Here is a 12,365-nt window from a genome sequence, read left to right on the forward strand (position 1 = left end):
AGCGCTACTATTTTACAACACACATTTAAATCTTTACAAAACAATCTGTTTTGTATTATACATAGAAGTGTGCACATACAATGCATAAACCTATTTCATCTTTGCAGTAGTAAACTTTAAAACTGTAACCGATGTCCAAAAACTATTACCAATTAATAAACAGAGTAGATCAACGTAGTAATCCTGATTTATTTCAAATGAAAGCTTTGTATGCAGAGGAAAATGCTACCTCAAAACTTTTTGAAAACAAGAAATTAGCAAATGCTGTGGTATATATATACGTACAAAAGGCAATGAAAGGAGTTGCACCAGATTATACCACCAATAGCAAAATAGCAGCAAACCAAGTAGAGGCGCATTTAAAAAAGAGTCATGGTAAGGAGGTTCATTTTGAAAGGCAAGGTTCTGTAATGACCAATACGCACATCTTGAAAGACAATGACATTGATTTAGTGCAAATTACAAACAAATCAAAAGGTGTTGATCATGTAAGACTTCAAAGTACTTTAGCAAATCCCAGTTTATTAAATCCAATAGAACATAAAAATCTAAAAAAACATTCAGATGATTTTAGTCAATATGCAGGCAATCAATTATCTGATCTAAAGAATATACGAACACAATCGGAAATCATTCTAGAGTCAACATACAAAGAAGTTGATATACAAAAGGAAAATTCAATTTATGTATTGGTTAGTTCTCCCAAACGTGATGTAGATGTGGTTATCGCAACCTATTACAAAGGAATTGATTACATGAAAACCAATTTGAACCATCGAAGAGGTATTCAGATCTACAATAAAAAATTAGATAGCCTTTCAAACGTAGATTATCCATTTTGGAGTATAAAACGAATTAATGAAAGAAGTATCCTTACTAATGGGAGATTGAAAAACATGATACGCTTTATGAAAAATGTAAAATACGATTGTGATACTATTGATAATAAAGGAGCAATACGTAGTTTTCATATTAATGCAATTTGTTACAATATTGATGTGAAAAGGTATCAATACGCTTATTTTCTTGATCTTCTTCCAGTAATCAATGACGAATTAATTCAAATATTGAATAATAAATCATATCGCGACAATATAAAATCAGTAGATGGTACTGAAATAATATTTGAAAAAGACTGTGATAAAAAACTACTTGAAATTAGCTTTTTACAATTCGAAATCAGTCAGATACTAACAGATTTAGACCTTAAAAATAAAAATTTTATATAATGAAGAAATTACAAAATTACATTTTAGAGTTAGCAATAAGTCATATCAAAATATTTACTTATTTCAGTTATATTTTAAACTTTTTAACAGCAACAATAATTTTGTTCTGGCTGTTAAAAAAGAGTATCCCAAATTTGGAGCATATAGATTTAGAAGCATTAGTTACTATCGTTTCATTTTTAGCAGTCACCTTAAACCAGTTAAATAGAAAGCTTTTTGAGAAAACGGAGTATTCACCGGCTGATGTTTTAGCATTAGGATATGTCAATAATTTTCTCGTTCCAGTCATAACACAACTGAAAGAAGATGGGATAAAAAAACCTAGTTTATGTATTTACAAACCCTATAAAATCAATGAACTTGAAGGTAGTAATATCGATGCTATTAAAGCTGAACTTAGGAATAAAGAGTATTCGTTGGTAGAGGTAAAACTAAATCTTAAACAAGCCAGAGCGAGAGATATTTTGACTATTCAGAAAAACGATAGTAACCAAATTTATTTTGATTTTCCAAATACGTTGCTATCATTGATAAGTTATATTGATTATAAAGCAGAGTCAAAAGCGAATACTTCAACAGACAAAATAAAAACAGAATTAGGAGTAAATCTAATTTTTGAATTTTATAAAAAAATAGAAGAACTTGCTAAAGAAAAAAGGATCCATAAAAACATTAAATTTTGTACTGCAGATTTAAAACAATTTTAAAAGTTGACCAAAAGTTGTTTTTTTAAGTCCTGATAATTATTTTTTACACTTGACACTTTTATTACAGAGTCATTTATTTAATTAAAATCTTTTTTAGATGTTTATAATAATTGATATGGGTCACTTCTGAAATTTAGATTATTTTAAACTTTCTAAAAAGATCAAAACAGGTATAATGTGTTCCATTCTAGCCCCTGACAGCCCACATAAAGACAAACAACGCCATTGGAAGCCAATGGCGCTGTTTTTTGTTAACATCCTTAATAAATTACTTCGCTTAATTCTTTATTATCTTAAAAAGTATCAATCGTAATATTCAGTTTTTGTACACTATTGTAAAAACTTTTACTTGATTTCGTAGTGCATATACAACCATAATGAGGCAGACATGTGTTATAAAATTCTGATTATATATAAGTTAGCAACTACATCTCGCAACGCTACTGGTCAGCAATAACTATCCTGTAAAAAATCAACGTAAAAATGACGGTATTTACAATGATACTAACGAATATCCCGAAATTCAATGTAGCAATAAAAAAAAGCATTTCATTAGAAACAACACGAATTCCAGTAGAGCAAAACGATAGAAATAATGATAGTGTACAAGTAATGATTGCAGAGATTACAGTCGATTTATTAAATTTAATTAATCGACTGTAACTTCCATGACGTTTCATTGCACTTACTGTTGTACTATTTCCTTGAAGTATCAGCGTGAGAATTGCTAATAAAAAGCCAAACAATGTTGACGATATCGAAATTACTTTATCTAAAAAACTTGAATCGAATATAAACGAAAAACTCACACTATATTTATACGATATAATAACGCATACAAAACCACAAACATAGGCAAGTAGCTTTTCTATCCAATATCCTAAACTTTTATTCATAAAAACATTCTATCAAAATCTACTTCACAATTATTATGAAGTTCTAAAATCCGTTGTGTGCGCTGAGTTTCCAATAGATTTGCTTGTTCTCTAGGCTCTTCTAACTGAATAAACTTAATATAGCGATCCGCTACTAAATCTATCTTCTTCAATTTCCTTGCACCTGCTTCGTAACCCGAAACAACTACTTTTTTAACATTTTCGCTATTTCGACCTTGCATCAATCTCCCAGCGTCATTTAAAATATCTCTAATACTCATTGCCGCTAAACCCTCTCCTTTATTTGGTCTCCCTTCAACCTCAAATTTAGCAAAGACCTTTGATGAATTTAATTGCCGGCCACTTTCGATTGCGCTAAATAAAGCATTATTTTGATGTTCAAAATCCTCTACAATACGATCTGGTCTAGCTATTTCAACCTCAATAGACTTATGAAAGCCAAAATTCAAAATCCTGTTATATTCATCATGCGTTAAAATTACTTCAAACTTCACTCGAAAAGTTCTAAAGAGTTCTGATTGTCCTGCTTGGAGTGCCGAATAAATAAAATCCACGAAATGGTCCAAATAACAACCCGACTTATTCGACTCGTACATTATTATGTTTCTGTTTTTATCATATAGAAAAACATTTCCATATGCTAATCCCTCCTCGATATTTAGCCCAATTCGCGAAAATGTTCTATTACCTTTATGTTTTTTTGGCGGAACACTAGAATCGCGGTTTGTTTCTAATAGACAAATTATATAATCATCGGTGTTTCTCATGATCTTAAATTCTACTTCTTTTCCTTTAATTGGCAACGAAATATTCTGCAATTCTGGAATCGTCAAAATTTCTGCAAATGAAATTTCACTCGGTAAATTTTCCATTGTCATAATGTTAACTTTGAAAAATTCAATCTTTTTTCTTTTAAGAGCCATACTATAAAAATTATTCATCTATTAGGGTGTAAATTACGTAAAAATTTTTATAGTTTGATAAAGCCAATAACAGCCTTAGCGAGATTGGGGATTTAGTGGAAATAACGTTTTTTATCATATATTCGTTTACCCGAAAATAATCACCTTCAAAATCCCAACCTCGCCAAAAGCTAGTAAGTTACAAAAATTACATCATTTTATATTTTCAAAAAATGTCAAAATAGGTATTAAGTGTTCGATTACAAATCCTGACACTCCACAGGAAGACAAACTAAGCCAATGGGAGACAGTACCTTTGTCTCAATCTAATTCAAAAATTACTTAGATTAATTTTTCCTTATATAAAAAAAATAAATTTCAATTTGCCCAAAAAGCCGATCGTATCGCTGTTTTTTTTGTAGTATTGTAGAACTTTGCGCTTAATTAATTAGCGTATATAAATTCATCAACAAGTAGATATGCGCTATAAAATAGCGGTTATACATAAGTTGGCAGTAATTTATCAAACCCTTAGGTAATTTTCATGAAAGCAGGTATATGTAAACTTTGTAAAAAGAAAGCGGCAAGTTCAATCGCTTCCCATGTTTTTTCTCATTTTTTTATAAAGTCAATGCTGAATCCACTTGATGAAAACAAAAGAGGCTATGGTTCCAGTTACAGTATATCAAGTACTAAGTTTTTGAATGTTTTTTTTGAAAGAAAATTCAATCCTGAAAAAATAACTGAAGCACTTGGCAGGGAAATAATGGACAATGAAATCGAAGCTCTTGTTGATCATTATGCAGTAAAATTTATACTCTGTAAAGACTGCGAAGACAGATTTGAAAGAATAGAAACTTATTTTAATGATATTGTATTCAAACAAGTTTTTGAAAATAAATATAAGCTAACCAAAATTAACAATAATCAAATAATACATTCATTAGAAAATGCAAACAACAACATTATTAGGTTGTTTATTATTTCGTTGATTTGGAGAGCATCAATTACAAAATTTGATAATTTCACTTTGGGTCATCGTGATCAAGAGCAAATAAGAATTTTATTAGATAAATCTCTTGATTTAGATTTAAAAGAAATCGAAGTAAAATCGAGAATTTATGAAAAGGAAATTAGATCATATCCAATGATGCTATTTTCTACACGTTTTTTTTCAGACACTACTAGCAATTTGGTTCATATTGAAAAATCTAATTCTACATATTTCTTCAAGATTAATGAATATATTATTCTATTTGGGACAAAGCAAAATCAGATAAGATCAAATACGAACTATTTATATGGGTTATCAAAAATAATCCATTATAAGGAGTCAATAAATATTGATGAAAATACTATTACTGTAACTGAAATTCCTGGTTCAGATTTTCATTCAATCAAAGAAGAGATTTTTTCAAAACTTGGAGAAGAGTTTATTATTCAATTGGTGAAAATTTTCACTACTCTTTATGAAAAATTTCATGGAATGAGAGTGACAGAAGAAATAGTCAAAGAGTTTCTACTTGATTTTACTGAAGAAGATATTACAATTGCTGAAAAATATTCACCTGAAAATATTAAAAAGAAAATCTCAGAATATCTAAATTAAACTACTACCAAAAGCCGGTAAGCGAAATTGCCCGATTCAATAAACCGGAATATTTTATTTCACTGAGAAATACTATCTTGGCAGAGAAAACTCAGCCCGTGTTTTGGGTAAATTCACTTACCGGCGACACGTTGGGAGAAATATTGCCAAAAATCGTATAAAACCTTATGGAAGAAGAATCAAAAATAATTGCGAGAATTGAAAAACTTTTTGAGGAACTTGATTTTCAAATAAGTGACATGCAAGGTGGACCAGGTAATAGGGGCACTGATGTAATGGCTATCAAAAGTTTAGAAGATAATAAATCTTATGGAGTTGCTATAGAAATAAAATCTAACAAAAACCTAAATCAGGCTATAAATTACGGGATTGAAACTTTAGAAAGAGTAGATTCTCAAACCAATTTCGATAAGTTATTACTTGTCATAAATAAAAATGGTCAAATCAATATCAAAGACTCAGAACTAATAAAACAGTACCAATTAAAACAACCAACAAATATTGAGATTATTACTCTTGATAATTTAGAAACTTGGGTTAAAGATTTAAATGAAATACTTGAAAATAAAGAAGAAAATGAAGTATTTATATTGATTAGTAATTTTACTAAACAACTAATTTCATTAATTGCTAAAGACCCTAATAATCTAATGAATCTGGAATGGAGAGATTTAGAAAGAACAATATATCAAATATTTAATGAAATAGGATTCAAGGCAACATTAACACCACCTAGCAAAGATGGCGGTAAAGATGTTATTCTTGAATGCGAAATAGAAGGAACTCCAAAATCTTACATCGTTGAAATCAAACATTGGAGATCTCAACAAAAAGTTGGACAAAAAGCAATTCAAGAATTTACTAAAGTAATAATAAACGAAAAACGAGAAAAAGGTCTGTATTTATCTACTTATGGTTATACTCAAAACTACTATGAATGTTTAAGTAAAACTGAACGAAATCTTGTTGGATTCGGCGAAAAAGAAAAGATTGTTGAATTATGTCATACTTATGAGAAAATTAAAAATGGATTGTACTTGCCAATGAATTCTCTTGAAGATTTGTTGTTTCAAAATGTTAAGCTCTCTCCTAAAGGCCAAAACAGCTAAAACATGTCACATTCTAATTTGTTAATAAAAATATTATGTCAGAAATAACCATTCGAGAAAAAGCTAAAATTGAAAAATTCTTAGGAATGAGTAGCGGTTACGTGGCTGATTTCTCGGACAGAACTTTTCATGAATTTGTTGGTGTAGTTACAGGTCTCGATATTGACGATCCCAAATATCATTACGCTTCAAATTCAAAAGCCAACAGACTCAGACAATTTATTAAAGTTGAAGATGACCAAACTATAGGTAAATTAATTCAAGAGATGTGTTATCATTATTTTGATGTTTTAGTGGAGGGTCAAACAAAAACATGGTATCCTCAAGACGATGATAAATTAAAAGAAAGCCAAGAACTTTATCATGAATGTCTCAATATAGCTCAAAGATTACAAGGTAATGTTGTTGAAAATATTAGTGCATTAAAACCAAACTCTGACGATACCGATTTTAAAAAACTTGCTGAATCTATAAGAGAAAGTATAGAAAAAAATTTACCCGAAGTTGCTCTAGATCGTTTACACACTTTTGTGATGAAATATATTCGCGAACTTTGCAAAAAACATGGGATTGAATATGAAGTTGACGAGTCCCTGCATAGCATTTTTGGAAAGTACATAAAATTTCTAATTGCAAATGGGAACATAGAAACTGAAATGTCGAAGAGAATTCTAAAAACTTCGATTAGTAATTTAGATTCTTTCAATGACGTCAGAAATAATAAAAGTTTCGCACATGATAATCCAATTCTTAATTATGAAGAAAGTGTGTTAGTTTTCAACAACATTTCAAATATGATAAAATTTATTCAAGCTATTGAAAATAAATTAAATAAATCAAAAGAAGAAAACAAAACCGATTGGGAAGATCCCACGTTTTAATTGCCTTCGTCAAAGCTGAAAAACGTTATCAAATACTTTGTTTTATATTTTCGAAAAACGTCAAAATTGGAACAAGGTGTTCGATTACAATCCCTGACAGCCCACACAAAGACAAACAACGCCATTGGATTCCAATGGCGTTGTTTTTAGTTAACATTCTTGACAAATTAGTTCGCTTAATTTTTTGGATCAAAACCAAAACCTAATTATCACAAAAACAAATATCAGTTTATTTAAAAAAAACAATCGTAGTATTATGTTTTGTGTACTATTGTAAAAAGACACCCTTGCTTATTTAGCACATATACACCAATAAAGAGGTATATATACGCTTTAAAGTAGCGTATATATACAAGTTAGCCGTCATTGCGGAAATTAGGATAAATAACAAGAAGATGCCGAAAAACTAACTAATGAACTTTTAAAATTCTACTAAACAATAAAGCAGTACACAACAGCTACAACAGATTTGGACAATTGGCTTAATGGAAAGTTGATCTTGTATTTAATGATTTGGCAAATCCGAAAACAGAGTTTAATTTAGTCCCAAACCCATTGTAGTACCAAGAAGTTAGGCGTCATTTTTCAAAAAAATACGTTGAAAACATAAAATTAAATGGTAATATTTCTCAATTTTAGTTGCAACTCTAATTACAATATTTATTCTAATAGAATTTTTTGAAGATGAATTTTTTTCAAAGAACTATCTTTGAATATCAGAAATAATGAAGGCATTTAATAAATGAATTTGTAAAAAACCGATCTAAACAAATGTAAAAATTAATCCTAGGACGGTTTTAATGGCTCAGAAACTGTCCATAATAAGAAATATTTGAATTTCAAGTATTTTCTGAAACCATTATCCCAAAATGTTTCATCAATAAGTTTTTTGACAATATTTTTTTCTGTTCCTTTTTTATTAGTTTGCTTGAACCTGTATATACTCTTCATCTGTTACCGCTTCTAACCAAACTGGCACACCGTTTTTGGTATTTGTAATGGCTACTTGTACAAAATGGGTATCAATACTCGCACCGTGCCAATGTTGAATATTTGGTGGACATTTGATTACATCCCCTTTACGAAGTGTTTTTTTAGGTTGCCCTTTTTCCTGATAATATCCAACTCCATCGGTTGCTAACAAAATTTGTCCACCCGGATGAAGATGCCATTTTGTTCTTGCTCCGGGTTCAAAGGTTACATTTCCCACTGAGGTTGGATTAAGGCTATCAGCAGCTATCAGCATTTGTAAATAAGCTGTGCCAGTAAAATTAGCATTTGTGATTTTTTCTCCTTTAGGGAAAAGAAGTGATTTTTGTGATTCTGTTTTTGTTGAAAGTGTTGGTTTATTTTGTGCTTTACAAGAAAATACAAATATTCCAATAAGCAATATTCCTGCTATATTTTTAAGTTTCATCTTTTTAAATTTTAAAGATTAGTTTGATAAAAATTCACCAATTTATTTACGGCTTGCGATACATAATCAGGTTTCCAATAGGTTTCAATATGAGTAGCACCATTAATAAGAAATAATTCTTTGTTTTTTGCATTGGTCGCTTTGTTAAAAGCATCGTCAGTCATATAAAAACTATCGGCTTTACTACCTGCTATCATTAATAATGGTTGATTTATCAAGTCCATATTGGTACTAGCATCAAACGTCATTAAATCCATAAGACTGCTTTTAGTATACTTAAATGTAGAATTTGGATGCGCATGTGTTTTGCCGTAATACTCAAATCCTTCACGGTATAAATCAAACGGCAATGCAGCTATTTGTTTATCCGTAAGCTGAGTATCGCCTACATACATAATTGTACCGCCTGCTGCTTCTTGTGTGCGGGCATCAGAAGCTTCTTTTAATCGTTGCTGGATTGTAGAAAATTGCGAATTCATAAAACCATTACGCCTTACTACACCTGAATTGAACATACTCACTGTGGCTATTGCTTTAAATCGTTTGTCAGATTGGGCTGCCTTTAAAGAATAACCGCCGCCACCACAAATTCCTAATAATCCAAGTCTTGAAGTATCAACTCCTTTGTATTGAGAAATAAAATCGGCCATTGCGTGTACGTCTTCAATTCGGTTTGCCGGTTTATCCACATTACGAGGCTCTCCGCCGCTGCCACCTTGGTAAGCCGCATCTGCCGTGATAGTGATATAGCCCTGTTCAGCTAATCGTTGGGCGTATAAACCTGCCACTTGTTCTTTTACACCACCATTAGGATGAGCAATAACTACCGCAGGATATTTTTTTGAAGCATCATAGTTGGCAGGAGTGTAGACATTAGCTACTATTGTAATCTCTTTAGTTGTATACGTAACAGGATAAATGTTTACTTTTCCCTTTACATTTTCGGTAATTGCTCCATCATATACTAAGGTATATGGATTTTGCTTTTGTTCCTTTTGGGTAGTTTGAGCACTTGACATCTGTACCGTTATTATTGAAATTACTATTGTGATTATTAATGCTATTTTTTTCATTTATTTTATTTTTAAATTATTTTTCTATCTACTTTTCAACACTTCGATTACTACTTCTTTTGCAGCTTTAGTTTTCTTTGCGCCTATAAATGGTTTGATCACGACTAAAAATTCTTTCAACTGTTCAGGGAATACACCTAGATTGATAGCAATTGATAAATGACTTTTTAGCATGGGTTCAGCATCACCAATTGAACTTATAACAGAAATTGTAACCAATTCTCTTTGAGTAAAGGTTAAAACGTCTCTTTCAAAAATATCTGCAAATAGGTGTTCTTTTAAAAAAGTATCTATTACTGGTGCAAAAGCAGAATATCCTGTAAGTGTATTCGGTTGTGGTGTTTTGGTAAGTTGTTCTAAAATGGTTTTACCTCTTTCATATTTATTGCCATCCTCTTTGATAGGAGAAGCTTCTTTGCCAGGTTCATCGTTAATACCTTTTGCTTTTCGTTCGTTAAGCACTTCCATAAAAGTTTGCAACCCTCTGATACTTCTCGGAAAACCGCAATAGGCATAGGTATGAATCAATATTTCTTTTATTTCATTCACGGTAAGTCCCGCTTCAAGACCTTTGTTTAACTCTGATTTCAGAGTGACTAAGTCGCCTTTGGCTGTCAGTGATGCAATGGTAATAATGCTTTTTTCTTTTGCGCTTAAATTACTTTCGATAGTTGTCAACTGTTTTGCTTTAACGTCATTAGGAGACAATGTAATGCATACAATCATGACTATTAAACTGAAAATTTTAAAATCCTTCATCTTTATTTTATTTACTGTTATTTCAAATATTTCAATTCTTCAGAATCCCTATTTTCTTTAACCATGTTTGTATTTCTTTTTCGGCTTCAATTTTCTTTTCACCTTCCATTACAAATAAAATTCCGTCTCTTTCTTTACCTCCTTTAATGGAATATCCTTCCAATATTTTGCATTCAGTGCATAGTTCTTTAATCTTATCAAAACTGCTTCCAATACCATAACCAGCATTGGTGTTAAACGGAATAATAGTTTTACCTTTTAAATTGTATTGACTTAAAAAACTTTTCATTGGCGGCGGTAATTGCATTCCCCAAGTTGGAAAACCTATAAAGACAGTATCATATTTTTCAATGCTGTCAATTTTGGTATTAAGTGCGGGTAAAAAATCTGTTTCATTTTCCTTGGCTACTTGATCAACAATTGCTTTGTAATTTGCAGGGTAGGGATTTTGAAGCTCAAGTTCAATTAATTTGCCACCAGTTTGTTTATGAATGATTTGGGCAACTGTTTTCGTGTTTTTTGTTCGAGTCAGATAGACAATTAGAATACTATTTTTATTCAAAACATCTTTTTCTTGCTTAACAGTACTTTGTGCTTTGGAACAGCTCGAAAATAAACTAGCTGTTATTATCATTATTAAACAATATGTGGTTACTATTTTCAATTGAATTATTATTTAGTATTATATGTCGGCTGTATTTAATTAATTCAACTTTTTGTCTTTTAGCCATTTACTCATTAAATCAGCCACTTCTATATTATTTAAATCTGAAAAAGGAAAATGTGTATTGCCTTTAAGACCTGCCTCAGGAAGATGTACTACGGTTACATCTCCACCGTATTTGTTTACTACATCTCGCCATAATCTGGCCATCTGTAGTCGTACTCTCCATCCATCTGCCCCAGGATTGTTAGAGAGGCTTTCAGGTATATTATCACCATAATAAATGACAATTGGTATTTTAGTTAGCTTCATAAATTCTTTCATAGGAATCGAACTTGCTTCAAGTGAACCTGCCGAACTCGTTAAAGGGGATGGAACTTCACCCTCAGGAAATAAGAATCCGCTACCTGGTTCGTAAGACACTATTGCTTTGACATTTTTATTTTTTACAGCAGTGAGCCATCCCATACCGCCAGAATGGGAATGTGTAACTAAAATTGCAGGGCCTATTTTGTTGAATAATGTTGAAACCGCATCCGAATTAACATTACTATCGATAGCACCAATGTTTGGAACCATAGATCGAAAATATTGATTGAGTGTTTCCGTGTCTTGAGCAAATTGGACACCATCAAAATAATTGGGCCAAACACCAATACGGAAGACATCAAACCATTGCTGTTCATCTGGAGTTGGATTGATGGAAGCCGCTACAGTACTTCTACCAGCATTCCCTCTCCTTGGTTGATCAATCACATAGACAGGAAAGTTTCTGCGGAGAAAAATATTTTGGTAGCCTTCTCGTCCGTCGGGCGTGCTTTCCCATGTTTTAGAAAACTGACCTATACCGTGCCACATCACCAATGGATATTTGCGAGCCTTTACAGGAATTTGATAAAAAATATAGGCGTGGTCTCCACGAAACGTTTGTCCTTCAGGGGTAGGTTTGTATGGATCGAATGTGCCAGGATTGGTAATGATAGTTCCTCCAACAGCAAAACTTCCTTGTTCTATAATTAGTAACGGTTTTTGTTTCGTGCTTTTTTGTGCATAAGACGATGATTGGAACATCAATAATAAACAAAATATACTCAACGATCTTATTACTTTATTTTTCAT

12 protein-coding genes are annotated in these 12,365 nt (G+C 31.4%); 5 read left to right on the forward strand and 7 right to left on the reverse strand.

The window, feature by feature from the left end; translation table 11 throughout:
- Window positions 1-131: 131 nt before the first annotated feature.
- Window positions 132-1,229, forward strand: coding sequence for a hypothetical protein (locus DR980_RS03000; protein WP_113633785.1), 1,098 nt, complete (start codon window positions 132-134; stop codon window positions 1,227-1,229).
- A complete protein-coding gene (locus tag DR980_RS03005; RefSeq protein WP_113633786.1) occupies window positions 1,229-1,936 on the forward strand; it encodes an STING domain-containing protein in 708 nt (235 codons plus the stop codon). The genes DR980_RS03000 and DR980_RS03005 overlap by 1 nt, the downstream gene beginning before the upstream one ends.
- A gap of 440 nt (window positions 1,937-2,376) precedes the next feature.
- On the opposite strand, the gene DR980_RS03010 is transcribed toward DR980_RS03005, so the two are convergent.
- Both DR980_RS03010 and DR980_RS03015 read right to left on the reverse strand, forming a co-directional pair.
- Window positions 2,377-2,832 carry a hypothetical protein gene (locus DR980_RS03010; RefSeq protein ID WP_113633787.1) on the reverse strand — a complete coding sequence of 152 codons (456 nt, stop codon included), beginning with the start codon at window positions 2,830-2,832 and terminating at the stop codon, window positions 2,377-2,379.
- Window positions 2,829-3,755, reverse strand: coding sequence for a DUF6731 family protein (locus tag DR980_RS03015; RefSeq protein WP_113633788.1), 927 nt, complete (start codon window positions 3,753-3,755; stop codon window positions 2,829-2,831). Before DR980_RS03015 ends, DR980_RS03010 begins: the two co-directional genes overlap by 4 nt.
- A gap of 523 nt (window positions 3,756-4,278) precedes the next feature.
- On the opposite strand from DR980_RS03015, the gene DR980_RS03020 reads away from it, so the two are divergent.
- From DR980_RS03020 to DR980_RS03030, 3 genes are all read left to right on the forward strand, one after another.
- Window positions 4,279-5,343 (forward strand): hypothetical protein, encoded by a 1,065-nt coding sequence (locus tag DR980_RS03020; RefSeq protein WP_146779211.1) that lies wholly within the window; start codon window positions 4,279-4,281, stop codon window positions 5,341-5,343.
- A gap of 167 nt (window positions 5,344-5,510) precedes the next feature.
- Entirely contained in the window at window positions 5,511-6,452 is a 942-nt protein-coding gene (locus tag DR980_RS03025; protein ID WP_113633790.1) for a restriction endonuclease, read from the forward strand.
- A gap of 35 nt (window positions 6,453-6,487) precedes the next feature.
- Window positions 6,488-7,333 (forward strand): abortive infection family protein, encoded by an 846-nt coding sequence (locus DR980_RS03030; RefSeq protein ID WP_113633791.1) that lies wholly within the window; start codon window positions 6,488-6,490, stop codon window positions 7,331-7,333.
- Between the two features lie 919 nt (window positions 7,334-8,252).
- Here the strand turns inward: DR980_RS03030 and DR980_RS03035 are convergent.
- From DR980_RS03035 to DR980_RS03055, 5 genes are all read right to left on the reverse strand, one after another.
- Window positions 8,253-8,750, reverse strand: a complete 498-nt coding sequence (locus tag DR980_RS03035; protein ID WP_113633792.1) for a cupin domain-containing protein — start codon at window positions 8,748-8,750, stop codon at window positions 8,253-8,255.
- A gap of 11 nt (window positions 8,751-8,761) precedes the next feature.
- Window positions 8,762-9,823: an alpha/beta hydrolase gene (locus DR980_RS03040; RefSeq protein ID WP_113633793.1), complete on the reverse strand. Its 1,062-nt coding sequence runs from the start codon at window positions 9,821-9,823 to the stop codon at window positions 8,762-8,764.
- 24 nt (window positions 9,824-9,847) lie between these two features.
- Window positions 9,848-10,582, reverse strand: a complete 735-nt coding sequence (locus DR980_RS03045) for a carboxymuconolactone decarboxylase family protein (RefSeq protein WP_113633794.1) — start codon at window positions 10,580-10,582, stop codon at window positions 9,848-9,850.
- A 31-nt stretch (window positions 10,583-10,613) separates the two neighbouring features.
- A complete protein-coding gene (locus tag DR980_RS03050) occupies window positions 10,614-11,216 on the reverse strand; it encodes a flavodoxin family protein (RefSeq protein WP_113633795.1) in 603 nt (200 codons plus the stop codon).
- Window positions 11,217-11,285: 69 nt separating this feature from the next.
- Window positions 11,286-12,341, reverse strand: a complete 1,056-nt coding sequence (locus tag DR980_RS03055; RefSeq protein ID WP_244199245.1) for an alpha/beta hydrolase — start codon at window positions 12,339-12,341, stop codon at window positions 11,286-11,288.
- Window positions 12,342-12,365 lie beyond the last annotated feature (24 nt).

Origin of the sequence: Flavobacterium psychrolimnae (assembly GCF_003312425.1) — a bacterium.
Lineage (GTDB): Bacteria > Bacteroidota > Bacteroidia > Flavobacteriales > Flavobacteriaceae > Flavobacterium > Flavobacterium psychrolimnae.

What these genes read in the sequence shown, in the direction of transcription:
- DR980_RS03000 (WP_113633785.1), top strand. Translation starts at nt 132, where the DNA reads ATGTCCAAAAACTATTACCAATTAATAAACAGAGTAGATCAACGTAGT.
- DR980_RS03005 (WP_113633786.1), top strand. Translation starts at nt 1,229, where the DNA reads ATGAAGAAATTACAAAATTACATTTTAGAGTTAGCAATAAGTCATATC.
- DR980_RS03010 (WP_113633787.1), bottom strand. Translation starts at nt 2,832, where the DNA reads ATGAATAAAAGTTTAGGATATTGGATAGAAAAGCTACTTGCCTATGTT.
- DR980_RS03015 (WP_113633788.1), bottom strand. Translation starts at nt 3,755, where the DNA reads ATGGCTCTTAAAAGAAAAAAGATTGAATTTTTCAAAGTTAACATTATG.
- DR980_RS03020 (WP_146779211.1), top strand. Translation starts at nt 4,279, where the DNA reads ATGAAAGCAGGTATATGTAAACTTTGTAAAAAGAAAGCGGCAAGTTCA.
- DR980_RS03025 (WP_113633790.1), top strand. Translation starts at nt 5,511, where the DNA reads ATGGAAGAAGAATCAAAAATAATTGCGAGAATTGAAAAACTTTTTGAG.
- DR980_RS03030 (WP_113633791.1), top strand. Translation starts at nt 6,488, where the DNA reads ATGTCAGAAATAACCATTCGAGAAAAAGCTAAAATTGAAAAATTCTTA.
- DR980_RS03035 (WP_113633792.1), bottom strand. Translation starts at nt 8,750, where the DNA reads ATGAAACTTAAAAATATAGCAGGAATATTGCTTATTGGAATATTTGTA.
- DR980_RS03040 (WP_113633793.1), bottom strand. Translation starts at nt 9,823, where the DNA reads ATGAAAAAAATAGCATTAATAATCACAATAGTAATTTCAATAATAACG.
- DR980_RS03045 (WP_113633794.1), bottom strand. Translation starts at nt 10,582, where the DNA reads ATGAAGGATTTTAAAATTTTCAGTTTAATAGTCATGATTGTATGCATT.
- DR980_RS03050 (WP_113633795.1), bottom strand. Translation starts at nt 11,216, where the DNA reads ATGATAATAACAGCTAGTTTATTTTCGAGCTGTTCCAAAGCACAAAGT.